The sequence below is a fragment of the Acinetobacter nematophilus genome, assembly GCF_026344175.1.
In the GTDB taxonomy this organism is placed as follows: Bacteria; Pseudomonadota; Gammaproteobacteria; order Pseudomonadales; family Moraxellaceae; genus Acinetobacter; species Acinetobacter nematophilus.
Genome location: NZ_JAPKMY010000005.1, coordinates 46,093 through 67,954, shown reverse-complemented (window position 1 = coordinate 67,954; position 21,862 = coordinate 46,093). Strand labels below are relative to the sequence as shown.

Below are 21,862 nucleotides of genomic sequence, written 5' to 3'. Positions count from 1 at the left end.
ATAAATATTGTCAGTTCGGTCAATCGACGGTAATCTAAATCAAAGGTTTTAAGTATAAATGAATAACATACAAGGAAGGGCACTGCGTGAGCCAGCTAACTGATGCTTCGGTTGTTTTACGATTAGGTTATCAAGCGATCCGTCGTGCAGGATTGCCGACAGAAGAAATATTATCAAAGGCAGGCGTGGCATTGGGTCAGGTTGATCAAAATGCACGAACACCATTAAATGCACAATTTGCATTTTGGGTGGCTGCAGAGGAAGTCAGTAGTGATCCAGATATTGGTTTACATCTCGGAGAGCATTTACCCCTTTACCGTGGACAGGTGATTGAACATTTATTCATTTCAAGTGAAAACTTTGGTGAAGGACTCAAACGGGCACTCGCATATCAGCGTCTGATCAGTGACGCTTTCCATGCGAAGCTGGTGGTTGATGATAATGGACGTTGTTATTTAACCAATGGTGAGCAACCTTGGGGCGAAAATATTGTCAATCGTCATTTTTCTGAGTGCGCCATTTCGGGCATTTTACGTTTCTTTAAATTCATTACTGAAGGGCGTTTTGAACCGATCTATATCGATTTCAACTTTTCTCAAGGTGCCTCTGATGGAGAGTACTATCGTGTTTATGGCTGTCCTGTGAGTTTAGGGCAGAAAGAAACGCGTTTGTATTTTGACCCTGCTATTTTAGACTATCCGTTGTGGCAAGCTGAACCCGAACTTTTACAGTTGCATGAGCAGTTGGCGATTGAAAAGCTTCAAGAACTGGCGCGTTATGATTTAGTTGGTGAGGTTCGCCGAGCAATTGGTTCAACCTTAGAGAGCGGTGAAACAACTTTAGAAACAGTGGCCGCTCAATTGAGTATCACTCCTCGTCGTTTGCGTACCCAACTATCGGAAGCCAATACCAGTTTTCAGCAAATTCTTTCAGATTACCGCTGTCGTTTGGCTAAAAAACTCTTGGCCAATACCAATGAAAGTGTTGAGCGTATTGTATATCTCACAGGTTTTTCTGAGCCAAGTACTTTCTATCGAGCGTTTAAACGTTGGACCAATGAAACACCTGTTGAATATAGAAAGCGTAAACAACGTTAAGAGAGGGCTTTCAATGACTGAAAGGCTTGGTACTGTTTAATATTCAAAAAAATCCTTCACTAGAGAAGGATTTTTTATGCCTAAACAAAAAGATTATTCAGGCATATTTAACCAATGAGGCCCTAGAGGGGGGCGGGGCAATTCAAATTGTTCAGGATAATCTGCATGAATGAAATACAGACCATCAGGGGGAGCTGTAATTCCAGCTGCTTTACGGTCCTGTGCTGCAAAAATCTGGTCAATGTGATCAATTTCATACATGCCCTGACCAATTTCAAGCAGGCAGCCCATAATATTGCGAACCATGTGATGCAAGAAGCCGTCAGCCTGAATATCCAAAACCAGATAATTGCCATGGCGAATTAAACGGCAGTGCTTAACATGGCGTACAGGCTGATTGGACTGACATGCTGCAGCACGGAAACTTTCGAAATTATGCGTTCCTTCAAATTTTTCAGCCGCTGCAATCATTTTATCCACATCAAGAGGGTAATAAGCATGGGTCACTTGTTTATGTAATAAGGCAGGGCGATTTGCCGACTGATACACTACATAGCGATAGCGGCGTGCTTGAGCTTTAAAGCGCGCATGGAAATCCATATCCATCTCTTTAATCCATTGGATGGAAATATCCTTGGGTAATTGGCTATTAGATCCCATTAACCAGCCACGCATGGGACGAATTGCATTGGTATCAAAATGAGCAACCATATTGGTGGCATGAACACCTGCGTCAGTACGTCCGGCGCCATGTAAGATAATCGGTTCGTCAGCGATGGTGCTCAGTACTTTTTCCATTGTCTCCTGAATACTACGTACGCCAGGCTGTTGAGTTTGCCAACCTTTATATCGAATGCCACAAAACTCAATACCAATTGCAAAGCGTTGCATAAATACCTCTATTCAGGTTGATCATACCAATGGTCATGCCATTGTTGCGAAGTCGGGTATTGTAAATAAATTTTCAGAATTTTGGCATAAAGATCTGCTTGACTGAGCGCATCACTGACTAAAATTTTTGAGTCCTGAATCCATTGGCTAATTGCATAGCGTTGATCCATGCCGCCTAGAGGAACTTGAGTGGATAAAATAATTTGGCAACCTTTGGCCTGTAAGTTTTTAAAACTTTGAATAATGCCTGGATCAACAGCCAAATTTCCAACTCCATAAGCTTGGATAATTAAAAAGTGTGGTGGATGTTGAGCGAGGGTGTTGAGATTGTTTTTAAACTGTAATAATTCAGTCGGCACCATCATCCAATTTACAATATTCAATAATCTGGCTTTTTCAATATATGATGGTTGGATTTGAAGAATAGATGAGTCCTGATGAATAGGTTCTTCTGCTTTTAAGCCTCTGAATGCATCCAAAGCAGTACTATGGGTTTTTAGCGCAGTCCGGGCATGAATCACTTGATGGAAGAATGCAAGATAAACACCTACAGGTAATTTGGTGACGGTATCAAGTGCTGTATTTAAATTATCAATTGCATCGGTAAACTCACGTGTGTCATTGCCTTGAAGGTTGAGTAAGGGATATTGGCTCCCTGTAATAATCACATGACATGATTGAGCTAGAAAACGAGATAAAGTCGCCGCAGCATAGCTGAGGGTATCGGTCCCATGAATCACAACAAAATGTTCGAAACTTTGTTGTTGCAAGCTTTGAATTTGTTGAACCAGCATTAACCAATCAAGAGCAGTACATGCACTACTGTCTTTAATACTGGCTGCTTTAAAGCATTCAATTTTCAGTTGAGGCGGGAGAATTCGTTTGAGCTGTGGAATGAATTCATGTTCAGGCATGGGAGCTAACGGCTCGCCAATGCATCCAAAAGTTCCCCCCATGTAAATTAAAGCAATTTTTTTGTTCATAATAAAAAGCAGCCATGAATGACTGCTTTATCTTAAATCGCTGAGCGATGTCTGACAATTCATATTATCAAATTAGAACAGATCATAACTTCATGAAGCAATTTGACTCAGTAAATTCTGCGATTGTTGGCGTTGCTCAGCCGTATATATAGACTCATCCTGTGACAGTAGTGCACGTGCTGAAGCATAAGCACCGAGTTGGATATATTGCTGGGCAAGATCCAAATTGAGTTGAATTTCATTGACTTGGGCAAGTTCTGGAAATGAAGCCAACAGAGGATCAGTTGTTTCAACAGGTGTAACTGCTTCAACTTGATCTGGGACTTCTAAATTCAGTTGGGAAGCAAATGATTCAGGTTCAGACGTTTGTGATTCTGCTTCTAGATCAAAGTGGAAAGTAGGCTGTGTCGCAACAGGCGTTTCAGCTTCTGTTGGTGTCAATTTAAATTCAAATGCCTGAGGCGCTACAGTCTGTTCCTTTTCAGGCGTTGCAACAGGTTCAGCAAAATCCAGTTTGAATTCAGGTGCAATTTCAACTTCGACTGGTTTTTCAACAGGCGCAACAATAGGCTCATTAGCTGTAAAGCTAAATTCCAAAGGTGTTATTGTTTCTTTTGCAGTCTCAGTTGTTGGTTCAACTGTTTCGAAAGAAAACTCTACCGTAGGCTGTGCCTGTGGGGTTGAATCTAAATTAAATTCCAGTGGTTGTTCTGTTGGTTTTTCTTCTGATTTTTCTTGAGCGACTGATGCATTGAATTCAAGTGCCTCAACATCATTGCGAATAGGCGTTTCTGAATTTGCAGCAGTTGATGTTGGAGTTGTTTCTATATTGCCAATCAAGGCATCAAATGCAGCAGTATTTTTGACTTCTGGAACAACTGGATCTGGTGTGGGTGGAACAAAAGCAATCGACTCAATCGGGCTTTCAGTTTGAGTTGCTTTTTTCTTTTCTTCAGCCTGAGCAACAATATCGTCAAGACCCAATGAGCGAATATGGTTAATCAATTGATTCACTGCAAATTCGTCTTTTTGTGCTAAATGCACATCCAGAAGATAGAGATATAGCTCATGCTGCGCATTATCTTGATTGAGTGCTTGATTGATTTTAGCTTCGGCCGAAAAATAGTTTTTTGCAGCAATCAGTTTTTCGATACTATTTTTTAGTTCAGGACTTAATGGTTTTGTTGCTTGCTGCACCACCACTTCATTTTCAACAACAGCAGTACGTTGCTTTTGTGAGGTACGTGCAGTACGTGCTACATTCTTTTTTGACGATTTTTTATTATTGGTCTTTTTGCTCGCCGTATTGGTATTTTCTTTGTTGGCATCTTCTCGTTTCTTTAAAACGATGGCAACCACCAACAGTAAAACAAATGGAATCACATACAACAACATTTTATTTCCCCTTCATTGAGCACAATGAATCAATTTCCTTAATATATCCTAACTATTTGGCTTCTTTACATTTTGCTGTTGTAATTGCTGTTGCAATTGAGCAAGCCGAGCATTTAATAATTGAATTCGCTGATTCTTTTCTTGTAAAGCCGATGCAAGTTGGGTCACATTCTTCTGTAATTTAACTGTTTTTTCACGAGATGTCATAACTTTTGTGGATAATTCAGCAGTAGTCTGATTCACCTGTGTATTTTGTTTTGTAGAACCTTGCGCAGAAGACTGTTCATTATCTGCCACTAAACTCATCTCCGCCTGATCTAAACGGTATTTGGCAGAACCTGATTGCTTTTTGGCAATCTGAGGCGCCACAGGTGGAACTTTAGATTGAGTTTGCGGAACTTGTTGATAACTTGCAGCTAAATTCAGTGCAACACCTCGACGGATACGATTGATGTCACCTTGAATAAAGGCATCTGCATTATTTTCTTTGATTTGACGCATCACTTCCGGAACACTTTGGTGCGTTTCTGCTGCGATACGCGATGCAATCTTCCAAAGTGATTCGTTGGCTCGCACAACATGTCTTGGCGCTTTGTCTAAATTCTTATTGGCTGTCGGTTTATTTTGTTTGAGTACTTTTTGAGTGTCAGTTTTAGGCTTGACCGCATTGGCTTTTTCAGATTTATGTTCAGCAGCTGTTTTTTGGGGTTGCGCTTTTGGTGTTTGGGGCTGCGTTGTTTGAGTCTGTTGGGGTGGTTTTTCAGATTGTGCGACAGGCTTGGATGGAATTACGACTTGTGGGGTTGAAACAACAGTAGCGTGAGTTTCATCTTTATTGATCACTATAGATGGTGTTTGTGAAATCTCACTATGGGTCACCGCAGTTTTTTGTTCTATGTTCAATGTGGGAGGTGCAATCACACTGATTGCCAATGCTTGTTGGTTATCCGGTGCTATATTGGATTTTTTGTTTGTTGGCGGCGTTACTGTCTGTGGTGTTGAGACCTGATATTGAGTGCTGGTTGGTAAGTTCAATGCAATGTCTTTTTCACTCACAATAATTTGAGGGTTAAGCGGCTTTTCTTGGGTATTTGCATTTACCATCGGTGTAGGAATGTTATTGCGTCCACGTGTTAAAGGTGTTCTTACTTGCTGGATATGTGTAGCACTGCCTTCTTTAACCTTAAGTAAGATATTCAGTTCAGATTCAATGATGGGACGAGAAGAAGTAATGACGATAACCCCAGTCCCGTCGCCAGAACGACGCGTATAAAAGTTTAAATGCCCTGGCGCCTGTGTGGTTATTCCAATATGTTGGATATCGTCTGCATCTGCCAGACCCACTTCTATTTTTTCATTAGGATTGGCATTGCTGAATTTCATTTCTGCGTACAGAAGATCCCCAGACCCCGATTGAACTTGAATCGGATCTATCGTAATCGCACTGATTGTTTGCGACGTCATGATGGCTAAAATGGCAATTTTTAATTTGTTATATACAGTCATCTCTATCCATTGCTCTGACAAAGTTCAAGGCATCTCAATGATACAATATTTCGCTGTAGTCTATATGTAAATTATTAACATTAGAGTTACACAAATATAGTTACATAAAAAAGCCGATCAAGATAGATCGGCTTTTTCAATGTTTAAGGCTTTTTTGTGACTTTAAGCATTTTTATAGTCAATTAGGATACGTAACATACGACGTAAAGGTTCAGCTGCACCCCAAAGTAATTGGTCACCAACGGTAAATGCACCTAAATATTCTTTACCCATATTTAACTTGCGCAGACGACCAACAGGAACAGAAAGCGTTCCTGTGACTGCTACAGGAGTAAGATCGTTCATTGATGCTTCACGTGTATTGGGTACGACTTTTGCCCATGGGTTAGACTGACGAATCATATCTTCAATTTCATCAAGTGGAACATCTTTCTTCAATTTCAAGGTCAATGCTTGAGAGTGACAACGCATTGCACCAATACGTACACAGTGACCATCAATTGGAACAATTTGAGCATTGCCTAAGATTTTGTTGGTTTCAACTTGACCTTTCCACTCTTCTTTTGACTGGCCACTTTCAAGCTGTTTGTCAATATAAGGAATCAAAGAGCCTGCTAAAGGTACGCCAAAGTTGGCTTTGGGAAAGCCTTCACCCCGTTGTAATTCAGCAATTTTACTGTCGATATCTAAAATTGCAGAACGAGGGTCATCCAACAAGTCTTGAGTATTGTTATATAAGTAACCCATGCCTGTAATCAATTCACGCATATTCTGCGCGCCAGCTCCAGAGGCTGCTTGATAGGTCATCGCGGTCATCCATTCCACCAAGTTGTGTTGGAACAATGAACCCATGCCCATCAACATCAATGAAACCGTACAATTCCCACCGACAAAGGTTTTGATGCCATTGACCAAACCATCTTTAATGACATTTAAGTTCACTGGGTCAAGGACAATGATTGCTTCATCATCCATACGTAATGTAGATGCGGCATCAATCCAGTAGCCTGACCAACCTTCAGCTTTAAGCTTTGGGAAAACTTCAGAAGTATAATCGCCACCTTGGCAGGTAATAATGACATCCATTTGCTTCAGACTGGTAATGTCCGTCGCTTCCATAAGTGCTGGAGCAGTTTTACCACCAAAAGCAGGGGCTTCACCACCTGCATTACTGGTAGAGAAATAGAACGGCTCAAAATGAGCAAAATCATTCTCTTCAACCATACGTTGCATAAGGACAGAACCAACCATCCCGCGCCAACCGACCAGACCTACTTTCATGTCACTTTGCCTCGGTGCGTTAAAAAATTAAAAGGGGTTTGAGTGTATCAAAAGGACGTGTAACTGCAATAGCATACACAATGAAAACACAACTATATTGTGCAATATATCTTGTTTATGATACATGCAAAATTGATATTAATTTATGAATCATTCAAAAATTAAGAATATAAGAGTGACAAAATATGATTTGGATAGAAATCCTTGCTGTGACCGTGATTTGGCTTAGCTTCTGGTCACTGATTCCACGTGATGAATGGTGGTTTAGAGGCGCTGATTTTCCACGACTACAGATTCTATGTGTGGGTTTGACTGCTTTGGTGTTGTTGCTATTTTGGAATGCACCTTGGGATCTGACGCGTGAGATTATTTTAGTATTATTGATTGCTGCTTTGGCTTTTCAACTAAAAATGGTTTTGCCCTATACCTTTATCTGGAAAAAACAGGTTGAACAGGTACAGCAAGACCAATTGAATCCAGAGCAGCAAATTTCAGTTATTGTTTCAAATGTACTTACACCCAATCAGCAATACCATCTGCTGATTGACCAAATCGAAAAACATCAGCCTGATCTTGTCCTTACGCTCGAGACTGATCGGACATGGCAAAATGAGTTGGCGAAGATTGAAAAAGACTATCCTTATCGTGTTCCTGTTCCATTAGATAATTTGTATGGAATGCATCTCTATAGCAAGTTAAAACTGGTCGATAGTGAAGTTAAATTTATTCTGAGCAATGAAATTCCTTCAATCCATACCACAGTCATTTTACCTTCTGGGCAAGCTGTACAATTATATTGTCTGCATCCAAAGCCACCCAGCCCAACAGAAGCCAAAGACTCAACTTTACGAGATGCTGAACTATTGATTGTTGGTGATCAAATCAAGGATTTAGATGAAAGCTGTATCGTGATGGGGGATTTAAATGATGTGGCTTGGTCTCGAACAACACGTTTGTTTCAACGCATCAGTGGTTTGCTTGATCCTCGTGTGGGGCGTAGATATATCAATACCTTTCATGCCGACTATAAGTTTTTAAGGTGGTCATTGGATCACTTATTTCACAGTACTGATTTTGCTTTAGTACATATGGAGCGGTTGCCGCATATTGGTTCAGATCATTTCCCAATCTATGTGGTGTTACAGTCAAGTCATATTTTTGAACAAAGCCAAGAGGAGTTGGAACAAACGGACTCTGATGAGCAGGAAGCACAAGAAGCTATTCAGGAAGGTATTGAAAAAGCAGAAAAAGAAGAGAAAAAAGTGACTGATGAATTGGCTCAAGACTACAAAATGGACATGTCATTGTCTAACAAGAAATCTTGAAAATGGCGATTTTTTGTAAGCAATTTCTTACGTGGATTTAGTCTCTAAGCGGGTAGTATCTGAATACGATTCGTTTTAATCTTTACTTATCGACACAGGGAATGAGAACGGAAAATCTCACTAAGGAAGACGAAGTCGATGGAGCAATCATCAAGGATTTGATGTTGGAATGGATAACCACAGTAAAATAACAATAAGATTTGAAAGCACAACCTCATAAGCCCGAGTTTTGCAGGATGCAGAGCTCGGGTTATGCTTTATTTATGGTATATAATTTGCGATAGACAAGATCGAAAATAAAAATTGAGTCCTTATGTTGCTATCAAAAATCCAAGAATTTGCACTGAGCCTTAAACATTTTACAGGTTTAAGTAGTGATGCTTTGTTTGTCTATGCAGGTTTAATCTTCTACTTTGTTGTTGCTGCAATTCATAAACGCCAGCTGAAATCCAATATCGCCATGATCATTACAGTTGTCCTGGCTTTTAGCATTGAGATTTTTAATGTACGAGCAGATATTTTTGGTAAGGGGTATTGGCGAATTTGGAGCAGTATTCATAACATCGTCAATATGATTTTTTGGCCCTATGTGATTTGGGCAATGGCTCGCTTTAGAATATGGAAAGGTTGATGAGTTCGATCTAGAAAGTATATGTATTGATTTTCAAATTTTTAAATACCTGACCTGAATGTTGAAACAGAATCAAATGAAAAAAATAATGGTAGTTTTTTACTTGAATTTAATTTTAACAGGCTGTGAAAAGCAGAGTGTTGAGGTTAAACAGCCTCAAGAGATTGAACAGCGCCAAAAGGACAATCAGAATTTAAATGATTTACAATCCAGCGAGATTTGGGAGCTTCTCAAACATCGTATTTATCGTTGTGAGCAACCTTGTTCACGCAAAGATTTAACTGAAATCAGTTTTTCTCAAGCTTCGTCTAATTATTTGCTCATCACTCAAGATCAAACAGGATTTATCGAAGCATTGAACTCAACTCAAGATGGCATACAAATGAGCATTCTATGGGATGATGGTTCAGGCAAGTCAAAAAATGAAGATTTAGAAATAATATCACTGGATCAGCAACAGCTCAAAATGAAAGACCAATATAGCCATATCAATACATATCAATTTGTGAAATTTGATGATGATTGAATCGGCTATATTGGTTAACCCATGTTTGAAATGATATTGCTGAATATTTAACTTTGCTCTTTGATTTTAAAATTCGAGTCAAATAAAAGTCAGAACTTAGTAAATTTTCTCATAACCTTTTGGACGTGTTTTAAAGCGACGATGGAACCACATATATTGTGTTGGTGCGATCCGAAGCTGGTTCTCGATGATTTTATTGACACGAATGGCGTCATCCAATTCATCTTCACTCGGTAAGGGGTCGACAGCAGGTTCAATCAAGACATGATATTTGGGATTTTTAATATCACCATGACGATAAAAATACAAAGGAATCGCCACAGCTTTCGATATTTTTAATAGGCGTCGATGTGCAGTTACTGTTGCCGCAGGTGTACCAAAAAATGGCGCCATCACGCCTTGTTTTAGTCCAAAATCTTGATCAGGGCTGTACCAAATCGCATCACCTTCTTTGAGATGGCGAATCAATCCGCGCATATCATCATGATCAATCTGAGTCTTATAAATGGTCGCACGGCAACGATAAATCAACATGTCCAGCAAGGGATTGTTTTGTGGGCGATACACCACATCAGGTTCAAAAAATTGCGCACATAAATAGCCGCCTGCATCCAGCATCGTACTGTGCGTACCTAAAAGCAATATGCCCTGACCTTGTTGTTTTGCAGTTGTAATATGTTCTAAGCCTTCAATGCTGACACGATTTTTAAACCACTGAGGGGAATACCATGCATTTAGCGTTTCAAAAACACCTATCATTTGGTCTACAAAAACTTGTTTTGAATTTTCAATCACTTGCTCTGAAGACCATTCTGGAAAACAGACTTCCAAATTACGCACAGTTGTTTCACGGCGTGATTTAAGCCGATTAAAGGCAATATTTCCTAAGATCGTAGCGAGTCGATGCTGAATTGCCCAAGGCAGAATCGCAAGCAACATCAAGAAAACTATTGCAATCCATATTCCCCAATATTTTGGATGTAAAAATGCCCAATAAAATTTTCCAGGTTCGTATTGAAGCTTTTTACTCATAGCAATTTTGTAAATTTGGGGGTGGTTAAAACTGAAAGAAGTGTAGCATGAAGCCGTTTAAAGAAGAAAACTCGAGATGTGAATCATCATCAACAAGGATGAGCAAGGATGTAAAATGAAAATTATTCGATTAGTTCAAGGTGACATTACACTGCAAAAGGTTGATGCGATTGTAAATGCTGCAAATACCTCTTTACTGGGTGGTGGTGGCGTAGATGGTGCAATTCATCGGAAAGGCGGGGATGCAATCTTAAATGATTGCCAGAAAATTCGCGCCAAACAAGGAGGATGCGCAGTCGGTGAAGCTGTAATTACTACAGCTGGAAAATTACCCAGTCGCTTTGTCATTCACACAGTGGGACCGACGTGGCAAGATGGACAACACGGAGAAGCCCAACTGCTTGAAAAAGCCTATACCAATAGTCTGAAACTGGCGGAACAGTACCAGTTGAATACACTGGCATTTCCCAATATTTCTACAGGAATCTACCATTTTCCAAAAAATGACGCTGCATCGATTGCAATCAAAATCACGGCAGATTTTTTGTTGCAGGCATCGCATTTACAGGAAGTCAATTTTGTCTGTTTTGATTTAGAGAACTTTAAAATCTATCGGCAGCTTCTTGCTGAGATTGAGCAAAATCAATTACAGATTTTAGGTATATAATCATGATCAATCATCATTCTCGACCATTTGATCATGAGAGATACTTACTTAGACAGCTGTAAGGCAACCCTTATATTTCTTGTGGTTCTTGGGCACTTCCTCGAGCGAATGATTGGATGGAATGACCCAATTAACCATGCCATGTTGGGGACAATTTATTTTATCCACATGCCTGCATTTATTTTTATTTCAGGCATGTTGTTTAACGATAAAAAATGGCTGAAAAATATTTTATTTTTTATTTCGCTGTACTTACCTTTTCAAATTTTATTTCCTGCTTTTGATGCGCTGTGGTCTGGTCGGTTTCAGATCAACTGGAATTTATTTCAACGACCCTATTGGATTTTATGGTATCTGCTGGGAATGATTGCATGGACTCTACTGTCTCACTTTCTTGTGAAAACAAAATTTGCAATGTCAATTTCATTGGTGTTGGCAATCGTTGTTGGTTTGAGTCCTTGGAATAATTATCAATATTCAATTGGAAGAATTTTTACTTTCTTGCCATTTTTTGTTGCTGGTGCACTGTATGGACAAGGACTTTTAATCAAAATTCAGTTCAATCGCTTCACTCAAATGCTGAGTCTGTCTTTTTTGTGTGCGATCGCCGTTCTGGTTTACCTCACCCAATTGAACCCGTTTTGGTTATATGGCAGTTTGAGTTATTCGCAACTTAAAGTCAGTCTACCCTTGGGAATAGGAATGAGAGTAGCATGTCTGCTCATTTCTACACTGGGAATCTATGCAGTTTTCGTATGGGTCAAAAGTTTAAATCAACGCTTTGTACGCCTGGGGCAAAATACATTGGCTGTGTATCTATTACATGGATTTTTGGTGATTTTGCTTGCACGTTATTGGCCATCGAATTTGAATCTTTTTGTCGAAGTAAGTATCTGTATCATTTTATCTATTTTGACATGCTGGATCCTGCAACAGCCTATGTTTGATACAGGATTAAGAAAATTATCACTGTGGCTCATCAAGCCTGCTGAAAAACTGGGACTAAAGTAGATTTAAAGTTGGAACATGATCTTTATCGATAAAAAATTTAAAAGCTACATCACTGATGTAGCTTTTAAGCATGAGGATCATTGATTTATAAAGCGTTTGAATTCACTCGATTATTTAGTTGCAGCTTTATCCTCTACTTTTTTTGCTGTTGCTGATTTATGCGCAGCTGCATGATGTTGTTTGGCATGTCCTGCTTTATGCTGTTTTTGAAGCTGATGTTGTTTAACCGGCTGAGATGAGTGTTGTGCTGGTGTTGCTGCCATTGCAGAACCTGCAAAAACTGCTGTTGTGAATGCTGCAATAAGTAATGATGTAACTTTTTTCATGATCGTATTCTCACTAAATAATTCGAGATCTGAACTAGATTCGATAGTTGTATATTCAGGCATTTATATGGAAACATCATGAAGTGCTTGTAGCGAAAATCAGTATAAATGCAATGATATGGCGCGTGATGATAGAGAAATGGTAAGTGCTTTGATTTTTTAAGATTTATTTAATTTTAATTCGTAAAGTATTGCCTTCATTTTTGATCAATACTCCATTTCAATGAAAGTATTGAAATAGGGGGGATGATGACCTGATGTATTTCCTTTCTTTGAACATCATGTCTGATCAGTGATAGCATGGATTGGAAAAAACAAATGGGTCTTCATTCAGAAAAATGAAAATATTGATCACCGAAAAGGTCTATTACTTTTTAAGCGTATATGGATGGTCAACTGTTATTGTTGTTTTTATTAAATTGGCATTGTCTGATTTTCAATTATGGCAATATCATGATTTGATTTTACTGATTTTAGCTGTTCTCATTCTAGTTATTCATTATTTCATAAAAATAAAGCATGGCGTGATTGACACTTTTCTAGAAGAAAAGCGATTACCGATGAAAATTTATATTCCGATAAATAAAGCCAGTTTTATACAAATTCCTGATTTTATTGGCTTTGTTCTTTGGCTATTTGCGCTATTTTCAGTGATGTTGCACTGGAGCATTTGGCTTGTATGTTTTTCAATCAGCTTGATTGGATTACTCTTGATTGAGCATCCTCATGTCTGGTTTAAAGATTCATTTGATTGGAATCAACGTATTGAAAAAATTAAAAATCAGCATGAAACATGCATAGATGGTTTATTTCGCTATTCTGCCCATACAGATAGTTTTACTTTTTATAATGAAAATCAAGTTTATACTGTCAAATGGACTGATATCCAAAGGATTGATGCGGTGATGCTTGATCAATTCAGTCATCAGGAAGTGCGATTATTTATTTTGACGCCACAAAGAATTCACATAATTGATGAATCAATGGCGGGCTATACAAAATTTATTGCGAATTTATCTGAGCGCTTACCACTTATCAATGAGTATTGGCTATTTCTACTCATGGAAATGCCCGTTGCAACAATAGTGCCAATCTTTCAACAGGATTAACTCAAAAAAAACTCCGCAGATTTACGGAGTTTTTTGGAAGAAACAATAAAAAATTAACCTTTGGTCATTTCTTCAAGTTGATCCCAGCGTTCCATTTTTTCCAAAAGCAGATCATCGATTTCAGCCAAACGTTGAGAGGCTTGTGTTGCAGCATCAGCATCTGTGACAAACCATGAACCATCTGCGAGTTTTTCTGAGAGTTCAGCCTGTTCTTTTTCCAATGCCTCGATTTCGGCAGGCAACTGTTCCAAAGCACGTTGGTCTTTATAACTCAGCTTAACTTTTTTGACGGGTGCTTCAACAGCCGCAGTCGCAGCCTCGGCTTTGGCAAGGGCTTTTTTAACATCACTCTTTTGGTCAACAACTTTTTGATCAGGACGCTGCTCAAGATAATCTTGATAACCACCAATATATTCATCAATATTGCCTTTACCATCAAATACCCAGGTTGATGTCACCACATTGTCCATAAAGGCACGGTCGTGCGAGATCAACAACAAGGTGCCCTTGTATTCACTGAGCATTTCTTCTAAAAGCTCTAGTGTAACCATATCCAAGTCATTGGTTGGTTCGTCCATGACAATCAGATTGGCGGGTTTAAGCAAGAGTTTTGCAAGAAGAATACGGTTTCGCTCACCACCTGAAAGGGCTTTAACCGGTGTCCGTGCACGCTCAGGAGAGAACAGGAAATCTTGTAAATAGCTGTAGATATGACGGCGGCTGCCATTCACATCGACATGGTCTGAGCCTTCTGAAACGTTGTCTTTCACCGATTTTTCAAGGTCAAGCGCATTGCGTAGCTGATCAAAATAGGCGACTTCTAATTGGGTGCCAGTTTTAACTGAACCCGTATGTTCAATCTCGCCAAGGATGGCTTTGACTAAGGTTGTTTTACCAACACCGTTATCGCCCACTAAACCGATGCGATCACCACGCAGAACCAATGCAGAGAAATCTTTGATGATTGGATAGCCATCATATTCAACCCGTAAATGTTCAATATCGAAGACCAGTTTACCTGAACGGTTGGCTTCTTGCGCCGCCATGCTGACTTTGCCCTGTTGTGAACGACGTGCTTTGGATTGTTCGCGTAAATCTTTTAATGCGCGTACACGACCTTCATTTCGTGTGCGGCGAGCTTTAATGCCCTGACGAATCCAAGCCTCTTCTTCAGCCAGTTTTTTGTCAAATAAAGCATTTTGTTTTTCTTCTGCTTCCATTTGTTGGGCTTTTAAGTCGAGGTATCTCGAGTAGTTGCCTTCATAACTGCGCAAAATACCCCGGTCTAATTCAACGATACGGGTTGCAATACTGTCGACAAAAGCACGGTCATGTGAAATAAATAACAGCGTGAGATTATTTTGATCGAGTAAAAATTTTTCTAACCATTCGATACTTTCGACGTCCAAATGGTTGGTTGGTTCATCAAGCAATAAAACATCGGGCTGTGTGAGTAAAGCCCGTGCCAATAAAACACGACGTTTACGACCACCAGATAAATCTGCCAGATCAGCTTCTGGATCTAGCCCCATTTTGCTGAGAATAGCATTGACTTTGGTTTCTAAAGCCCAGCCATCCAGTAGATCAAGCTTGTGCTGCAAGTTGCCCATACGGTCACAAGCATCCATATCACCTAATACACAAGCATCACTCGCTTCATGGTATTCTTTGAGGACTTGAGCAGCTTCACCTGCGCCCTCAGCGACAATATCCGCGACCTTGCCAGAATCCATGGGTACATCCTGAGCAAGCATGGAAATGGTGATTCCGTTTTGTAAGGCAATTTCACCTTGATCGGGTAATAAACTTCCCTCAATCAGTTTGAGTAAAGTAGACTTACCTTCACCGTTACGGCCAATCAAACAGACTCGTTCGCCACGTTCTAAATTGAAGTTTGCGCCATCGAGCAGGGCAGGTCCACCAAACGCAAGTTGGACATCCCTTATAGTAATATAGGCCATACGGTTTCCTAAACATCCCACAGTGAGGACTAAAAATGACTAAACATAAAAATCTTGATGATCAGGCGTCATTTTCCGCACCTATCGAAGATTTGCAAGTCCGAATTGCATTTTTAGATGATTTAGTCGAACAATTAAATGATCAAGTTGCGCAACAGGGCTTGGAAATTGCTGATTTAAAAAAACAAATGCAGTTACTGTATCAGCGGGTAGAGTCTGCTGATTTGTCAGAAGGTATTGCGGCTTTTGATCCAATGACCAATCGTCCACCACATTATTGATAAAACTGAATCAGTGCTGAACGCTGCTGATATGATTTTAACTGTTTTTGCATTTACACGATTATCCGTTAGGCTGGCAGAGGATTTGTATAACGCCATCATTCATAGATAAGGTCAAGATGGATCATGAACTTAAAAAACCTTGAAGCATTTTATTGGGTGGTGACTTTAAAAAGTTTCAATAAAGCGGCGACCAAACTTCAAACGACACAACCAGCAATTTCACAAAAAATTACTGCAATTGAAAATGATCTTGGCTTTAAAGTGCTGGATCGCAGTGCCCGCCAGATTAAAGCCACTCATAAAGGAACAACTTTATTCAAATATGCTGAAAAATTCATGCGGCTAGAAACAGATTTGGTTGCCGAGCTGACTGAAAGTCAGTATTTAACAGGGACCATTCGTTTAGGTGTCTCTGAAACCATTGTACACACATGGCTAGTAGAATATATGGAACAGGTTCAAAAAGAGTTTCCTAAAGTTTCTATCGAAATCGTGGTGAGTTTGACCCCGGACCTGCAAGAAGGTGTACGTGTAGGGGATTTGGATATGGCTTTTTTACTTGGACCTACCTTACCCTTTGAGTGTATTGAACGTTCACTGTGTGATTTTGAATTAAGTTTTTTAGCATCTCCTTCCTTTAAAGGAGGCATCGGTCAAATGTCATTCAGGACATTGATGTCTCATACTATTTTGACTTATCCAAGAATTACCTATCCTTATAAAGAGCTGAAAGCCCGCATGAAAGAACAGGGCATCGATGAGCCGCTTTCAATCACCAGTTATTCACTGGCAACTCTATTACGTTTGGCCGAACAAGGTTTAGGAATAGCTGTAGTGCCTAAATTGACCGCACTCAAAGAAATTTTAGAGGGGCGTTTGGAAATATTGGATACCCCAATTCAGCTCAAGACTTTTCATTTCACCGCAATTTATACTCAAGGAAATAATACCGCTTTAAAGGAAAAGCTAACGGATTTGGCAGTGTTGATCTCAGATAGAGCAATGAAAAAGTTGAATGATAAAATTAAAAATTAAGTAATCTTTATTGGAATATCTAAAATTTATGGAATCAATTCAGCTTTGAAATTTTTTCAAAGCTTGCTTTTTTGATAATCAGAACTTATCAGAATCTATAAAGAATCATTATTATAACAATAAGGTTGAAATAAAATACATTAAATTCATTGATTTATATTTTTATTGTCCGTCTTTAAGGATGATTGTTCTGGTTCATTTCCTGTGCTTTTATTTTAAATATGGATTTGGTAGAGCAATACCAAAAAATCTTCAAGATTTAAAGGATAAAAGAATTTCATATTTTCAGAAAAAAATGATGTTCTTTGTTTAACTTGAAATAGCGTTGATTAAGCTCAAATGGATGAGGAACGCATACATGTCTTTATTGAAATCTTCTATATTATCTGACCGTCAATGGGCTATCGTTGCATCGATATTTATGATGGCAACGTCTGCAATGGGTCCGGGATTCCTTACGCAAACTGCTGTATTTACAGTGAAATTGGGTGCAGCATTTGGCTTTGCTATCTTGATTTCTATCCTGATTGATTATGTGGTTCAGCAAAACATTTGGCGTGTGGTGACGCTAACCCAAATGCGAGCCTCTGATATTGCCAACAAGGCTTTACCTGGAAGTGGCTATTTACTTGCATTTTTGGTCATTCTTGGCGGCTTCTTCTTCAGTATCGGGAACATAGCAGGTGCAGCACTGGGCTTAAATGCTTTATTTGGTTTAGATACAAAAATTGGTGGCGTAGTCAGTGGTGCATTGGCGATTCTTATTTTTGCTTCCAGAAAAGCCACATTGGTGATGGACAAAAGCATGATTGTTTTGGGCTTACTCAAAATTATTTTGATTGTCATTGTGGCCTTTATTGTCATGCCGCCCGTGGGACAGGCTGTTCAACAAACTTTTGCACCTGACCAAATTGATTTTGCGATTATTACCACAATTGTGGGCGGTACAGTCGGAGGCTATATCTGCTATGCAGGTGCACATCGTTTACTCGATAAGGGTGCTGTTGGTCCAGAGAACATTGATGAAGTGGCTAAAGCCGCAACCAAGGGGATCGTTGTTGTTGGGATCATGCGTTATGTTTTGTTCCTGGCATTTTTAGGTGTGGTGGTGAGTGGTGCAACAATTGATTTAGCCAGCCATGATGCCAATCCAGCAGCACAAGCTTTTCAATATGCCGCAGGTACGTTTGGATTTAAACTGTTTGGCTTAATTTTCTGGGCAGCAGGAATCAGTAGCACCATCGGCGCAGCCTATACTTCGGTTTCATTCGTTTCTGCATTCAAAAAGAATTTAACAACCAAGCAAACCAATTACATCACGATTAGTTTCATTTCATTGGCACTGTTGCTTTATGTGATTTTAGGTGCAACACCAGCTGGGTTATTGATCTTTGTGGGTGGGTTTAATGGTCTGGTCTTACCGATTGGTTTGACGATTTTTGTTTATGTTGCTGCATGTCGCAAAGATCTCATGGGCAATTATAACTATCCAAAATGGTTATTGATTTTAGGTGTGCTGACCTGCTTACTGACATGGTGGATGGGATATATGTCTTTTACTACGGTATTTAATTATCTCACCAAGCTGTAATCAAGCTAACACTCAATTAAAAGGAGCTCCGCTGATGTTTGTCGATTTAAATAGTGATTTGGGTGAAAGTTTCGGCTCATGGAAAATGGGCAACGACGAGCAGATTTTACCTGTGGTCAGCAGCGCTAATATTGCTTGTGGTTTTCATGCTGGTGACCCATTAGGGATATTACAAACATTAAAGCAGGCTGTGCAATTGAATGTCTGTATCGGTGCGCATGTTGCCTATCCTGATTTGGTGGGTTTTGGTCGTCGCAATATGGATTTGTCACGGGACGAGTTGATTGCCGATGTTCTCTACCAAATTTCTGCATTGGATGGGCTTGCCAAAGTGGCTGGTTCGACAGTGAAGTATGTTAAACCTCATGGCGCACTTTATAACACGATTGCCAAAGATGCAGTTCAGGCGGAAGCAGTCATTGCAGCGATTAAAATGTATAACCCTTCGCTGGTACTGGTCGCCTTAGCAGGGTCTAATTTGGTCAAGCAGGCGCGTCAAGCAGGTTTAACAGTGGTGTCGGAGGCATTTGCAGATCGTGCTTATAACCGAGATGGCTCTTTGGTTTCACGCCGTTTGGAAGGTGCAGTGCTGCATGATGCTGATTTTGTAGCACAACGTGTGGTTTCTATGCTGAAAAACGGTGGGGTTGAATCGATTGATGGGATATTTACTCCGATCCAAGCCGATACGATTTGTTTGCATGGTGATACCGCGGGTGCATTAGAGATGTCTGCTGCCATTAAAGCTGAACTGTTAAAAAATGATATTCAGATTCGTTCATTTTGTGCATAAAGGAAGATACAGATGTTCAAAAATATCAAAGTTGATCCATCGCAACTAAAAGCGACTCGGGAAGCAAGAAAGCAGATTCGTGCAGGTTTTGATCGACCAACTGCAGGTATGGCACCAGGCATGACCCAGGTGAATATGATTTCTGTACCTAAAGATTGGGCCTATGATTTCTTATTGTACGCCCATCGTAATCCTCAAAGCTGCCCCGTTTTAGATGTTTTGGAAGAAGGGGTATATGCCACAAAATTGGCATCTGATTCCGACATTCGAACAGATTTTCCGCGCTATCGAATTTGGAAAGATGGCGAGATGGTCGATGAAGTGACCGATGCGACTGAGATCTACAATGCCCATCCTGATTTGGTGACATTTTTAATTGGCTGTAGTTTTTCTTTTGAAACCGCGTTGCAAGATGCAGGCATTGAAGTCCGTCATATTCATGACAAAACCAATGTGCCCATGTATTTGAGCAACATTCGCTGTGTGCCAGCAGGGCGCATGTCGGGCAATATGGTGGTTTCCATGCGTCCCATCCCTTCAGACCAGATTCCAGAAGCCGTAAAAATCACTGCTCGTATGCCGAGTGTACATGGCGCACCTGTGCATATCGGGTATCCTGAAAGTTTAGGTATTCAAGATATCAATCATCCTGATTTTGGGGAAGCATCTCGTATTGAAGCAGGAGAGATTCCCGTGTTTTGGGCATGTGGTGTTACACCACAAGCGGCAGTCATGAACTCTAAAGTTCCATTTGCAATCAGTCATGCACCTGGACACATGTTGATTACCGATATTCCAGATCGTGTCTGGATGGGTTAAAAAAGAAAGGATCAGTAAATGCGATTTTTATCAGTAAATTCCGATAGTTTCTTGATTGAACTGGCCAGTTTGCAAGAAACTTTGGCGTTATACAGCAAATTGCAAAATTTACATGTGAAAGGAATCAAAGATTTAATTCCAGCAGCAAAGACGATTTTGGTCTTTTTTGACGAGATCAACACTGACTTTAAAACGTTATCGGCTTTAATCGGTACCTTAAATATAGATTTAGATGTTCAACGACATTGCCAGCAAGTGATTATCCCCATCCGTTATGATGGCGAAGATTTAGCGCAAGTGGCTGAACTACAGGGCTTATCAGTCGCAGATGTAATTCGTAAACATCACCAAAGTACTTGGGATGTGGCATTTATTGGCTTTGCTCCTGGTTTTGCCTATATGAATAGTCCTGACCAACCGTTTACGGATATTCCGCGTTTAAAAACGCCCCGTAAAAAAATTCCATCAGGCTCTTTAGGCTTAGCAGGTCAATATTCAGGAATTTATCCAAAAGATAGCCCTGGTGGATGGCAATTGATTGGTACAACAACGGAGAAAATGTGGGATTTGGAGCGATCCAATCCTGCACTGTTAAGACCAGGAATGACTGTGCATTTTGAAGATGTGACACATCATCCTATCACTGTAGATGTACCCAAACAGATCGTCTTAGTGCAAGCCACCGGTTCACAACTGCCCTTATTTAAAATTACAGCATCTGGATTGCAGACTTCGATACAAGATGAAGGGCGTTTTCAACAGACCAATATTGGTGTGGGGACAGCAGGTGCAATGGATACTGATTCTATGCATAGCGCCAATCGAATCGTTGGTAATCCAACCGAAACACCAGTACTTGAGGTCTTAAATGGGGGCTTAAAAGCAAAAATGCAGCATTCAGCGGTTATTGCTGTGGCTGGTGCAATTTCAAATATTCATGTGAAATTCGCAGATGGTCAAGCCGCTGATTTTGAATGTTATCAGCCCATTGCATTAGATTGTGGTGATGAGTTTCACATACAAACTCCTCGTGCTGGTCTACGAAATTATCTTGCAGTTCGTGGTGGTTTCGACATTCAGCCTGTTTTAAATAGCTGTTCTTTTGACAGTTTAGCAATTCTTGGTCCACGCCCCTTAAACGTAGGGGATGTGCTTTACCAAGGTCAAGTTGTCCCATCCAATATCACGCTCAATGACGTGGCAAAAACCAATCTCCCTCAACTTGGTGACACGGTTGAACTGGATATTGTGATGGGACCCCGCACGGATTGGTTCGATCCAGACAGTATCGAGAAACTGTGTAATCAAGCGTGGTTAGTCACCAATGAAAGTAACCGTGTCGGTTTGCGTCTGCTGGGTCAAGACCCGCTCAAACGTAAAGTGACCCAAGAGTTGGAAAGTGAAGGGACCTGTATCGGTGCTTTGCAAATCCCGCCTAATGGTCAGCCAGTATTGTTTATGAATGATCACCCACTTACTGGCGGTTATCCCGTGATTGCTTCGGTCGCTAAACATCATTGGAATCTGGTAGCGCAAATACCTGCAGATTGCCATGTCAAGTTTAGAAAAATTGCCGAATTTGTAGAGATAGAGAATTGA

At 40.1% G+C, this 21,862-nt stretch carries 20 protein-coding genes and 1 pseudogene; 13 read left to right on the top strand and 8 right to left on the bottom strand.

From position 1 onward, the window contains the following. Window positions 1-86 precede the first annotated feature (86 nt). Complete coding sequence (locus tag OSH00_RS10980; protein WP_266130459.1) at window positions 87-1,097, top strand: AraC family transcriptional regulator; 1,011 nt, start codon at window positions 87-89, stop codon at window positions 1,095-1,097. A gap of 93 nt (window positions 1,098-1,190) precedes the next feature. Here OSH00_RS10980 and truA read toward each other — a convergent pair whose 3' ends face one another. From truA to asd, 5 genes are all read right to left on the bottom strand, one after another. Next, window positions 1,191-1,988, bottom strand: coding sequence for a tRNA pseudouridine(38-40) synthase TruA (gene truA / locus OSH00_RS10975; RefSeq protein ID WP_266130458.1), 798 nt, complete (start codon window positions 1,986-1,988; stop codon window positions 1,191-1,193). Window positions 1,989-1,996: 8 nt separating this feature from the next. Next, on the bottom strand, window positions 1,997-2,971 hold the full coding sequence (locus OSH00_RS10970; RefSeq protein ID WP_266130457.1) for an asparaginase domain-containing protein: 975 nt from the start codon (window positions 2,969-2,971) through the stop codon (window positions 1,997-1,999). 90 nt (window positions 2,972-3,061) lie between these two features. Next, a complete protein-coding gene (locus tag OSH00_RS10965) occupies window positions 3,062-4,366 on the bottom strand; it encodes a hypothetical protein (RefSeq protein ID WP_266130456.1) in 1,305 nt (434 codons plus the stop codon). 48 nt (window positions 4,367-4,414) lie between these two features. Further along, window positions 4,415-5,872, bottom strand: a complete 1,458-nt coding sequence (locus tag OSH00_RS10960) for a type IV pilus assembly protein FimV (protein WP_266130455.1) — start codon at window positions 5,870-5,872, stop codon at window positions 4,415-4,417. A 162-nt stretch (window positions 5,873-6,034) separates the two neighbouring features. After that, entirely contained in the window at window positions 6,035-7,153 is a 1,119-nt protein-coding gene (asd, locus tag OSH00_RS10955) for an aspartate-semialdehyde dehydrogenase (RefSeq protein ID WP_196076588.1), read from the bottom strand. A gap of 185 nt (window positions 7,154-7,338) precedes the next feature. On the opposite strand from asd, the gene OSH00_RS10950 reads away from it, so the two are divergent. The 3 genes from OSH00_RS10950 (at window position 7,339) to OSH00_RS10940 (ending at window position 9,635) form a co-directional block, all read left to right on the top strand. Next, the gene (locus tag OSH00_RS10950; RefSeq protein WP_266130454.1) at window positions 7,339-8,478 is read left to right on the top strand and encodes an endonuclease/exonuclease/phosphatase family protein; all 1,140 of its coding nucleotides are present in this window, start codon (window positions 7,339-7,341) and stop codon (window positions 8,476-8,478) included. A gap of 313 nt (window positions 8,479-8,791) precedes the next feature. Beyond that, entirely contained in the window at window positions 8,792-9,109 is a 318-nt protein-coding gene (locus OSH00_RS10945; RefSeq protein ID WP_266130453.1) for a hypothetical protein, read from the top strand. A gap of 103 nt (window positions 9,110-9,212) precedes the next feature. Next, window positions 9,213-9,635: a hypothetical protein gene (locus OSH00_RS10940; protein WP_266130452.1), complete on the top strand. Its 423-nt coding sequence runs from the start codon at window positions 9,213-9,215 to the stop codon at window positions 9,633-9,635. Window positions 9,636-9,731: 96 nt separating this feature from the next. On the opposite strand, the gene OSH00_RS10935 is transcribed toward OSH00_RS10940, so the two are convergent. Then, window positions 9,732-10,667 carry an LpxL/LpxP family acyltransferase gene (locus OSH00_RS10935; protein WP_266130451.1) on the bottom strand — a complete coding sequence of 312 codons (936 nt, stop codon included), beginning with the start codon at window positions 10,665-10,667 and terminating at the stop codon, window positions 9,732-9,734. Between the two features lie 115 nt (window positions 10,668-10,782). Between OSH00_RS10935 and OSH00_RS10930 the strand changes: the two genes are divergently transcribed. Together OSH00_RS10930 and OSH00_RS10925 are read left to right on the top strand one after the other, a co-directional pair. After that, window positions 10,783-11,334 (top strand): O-acetyl-ADP-ribose deacetylase, encoded by a 552-nt coding sequence (locus tag OSH00_RS10930; RefSeq protein WP_266130450.1) that lies wholly within the window; start codon window positions 10,783-10,785, stop codon window positions 11,332-11,334. A 33-nt stretch (window positions 11,335-11,367) separates the two neighbouring features. After that, window positions 11,368-12,345 carry an acyltransferase family protein gene (locus OSH00_RS10925; RefSeq protein ID WP_266130449.1) on the top strand — a complete coding sequence of 326 codons (978 nt, stop codon included), beginning with the start codon at window positions 11,368-11,370 and terminating at the stop codon, window positions 12,343-12,345. Between the two features lie 110 nt (window positions 12,346-12,455). On the opposite strand, the gene OSH00_RS10920 is transcribed toward OSH00_RS10925, so the two are convergent. Next, entirely contained in the window at window positions 12,456-12,671 is a 216-nt protein-coding gene (locus tag OSH00_RS10920) for a hypothetical protein (RefSeq protein WP_266130448.1), read from the bottom strand. Between the two features lie 338 nt (window positions 12,672-13,009). On the opposite strand from OSH00_RS10920, the gene OSH00_RS10915 reads away from it, so the two are divergent. Further along, the gene (locus OSH00_RS10915) at window positions 13,010-13,780 is read left to right on the top strand and encodes a hypothetical protein (RefSeq protein WP_266130447.1); all 771 of its coding nucleotides are present in this window, start codon (window positions 13,010-13,012) and stop codon (window positions 13,778-13,780) included. A gap of 53 nt (window positions 13,781-13,833) precedes the next feature. Here the strand turns inward: OSH00_RS10915 and OSH00_RS10910 are convergent, their stop codons facing one another. Beyond that, on the bottom strand, window positions 13,834-15,741 hold the full coding sequence (locus OSH00_RS10910) for an ATP-binding cassette domain-containing protein (protein ID WP_196076580.1): 1,908 nt from the start codon (window positions 15,739-15,741) through the stop codon (window positions 13,834-13,836). A gap of 35 nt (window positions 15,742-15,776) precedes the next feature. Here OSH00_RS10910 and OSH00_RS10905 point away from each other — a divergent pair, with 35 nt between their 5' ends. The 6 genes and pseudogenes from OSH00_RS10905 (at window position 15,777) to OSH00_RS10880 (ending at window position 21,862) form a co-directional block, all read left to right on the top strand. Beyond that, the gene (locus OSH00_RS10905; RefSeq protein ID WP_196076579.1) at window positions 15,777-16,022 is read left to right on the top strand and encodes a SlyX family protein; all 246 of its coding nucleotides are present in this window, start codon (window positions 15,777-15,779) and stop codon (window positions 16,020-16,022) included. Window positions 16,023-16,148: 126 nt separating this feature from the next. Further along, window positions 16,149-17,060: a LysR family transcriptional regulator MumR gene (gene mumR / locus OSH00_RS10900; protein WP_196076578.1), complete on the top strand. Its 912-nt coding sequence runs from the start codon at window positions 16,149-16,151 to the stop codon at window positions 17,058-17,060. A 339-nt stretch (window positions 17,061-17,399) separates the two neighbouring features. Then, a pseudogene (locus OSH00_RS10895) lies at window positions 17,400-18,651 on the top strand (NRAMP family divalent metal transporter). A 34-nt stretch (window positions 18,652-18,685) separates the two neighbouring features. Next, complete coding sequence (locus tag OSH00_RS10890; protein WP_266130446.1) at window positions 18,686-19,444, top strand: LamB/YcsF family protein; 759 nt, start codon at window positions 18,686-18,688, stop codon at window positions 19,442-19,444. 12 nt (window positions 19,445-19,456) lie between these two features. Then, window positions 19,457-20,263: a putative hydro-lyase gene (locus OSH00_RS10885; protein WP_266130445.1), complete on the top strand. Its 807-nt coding sequence runs from the start codon at window positions 19,457-19,459 to the stop codon at window positions 20,261-20,263. 18 nt (window positions 20,264-20,281) lie between these two features. Continuing rightward, window positions 20,282-21,862, top strand: coding sequence for a 5-oxoprolinase subunit B/C family protein (locus OSH00_RS10880; RefSeq protein WP_266130444.1), 1,581 nt, complete (start codon window positions 20,282-20,284; stop codon window positions 21,860-21,862).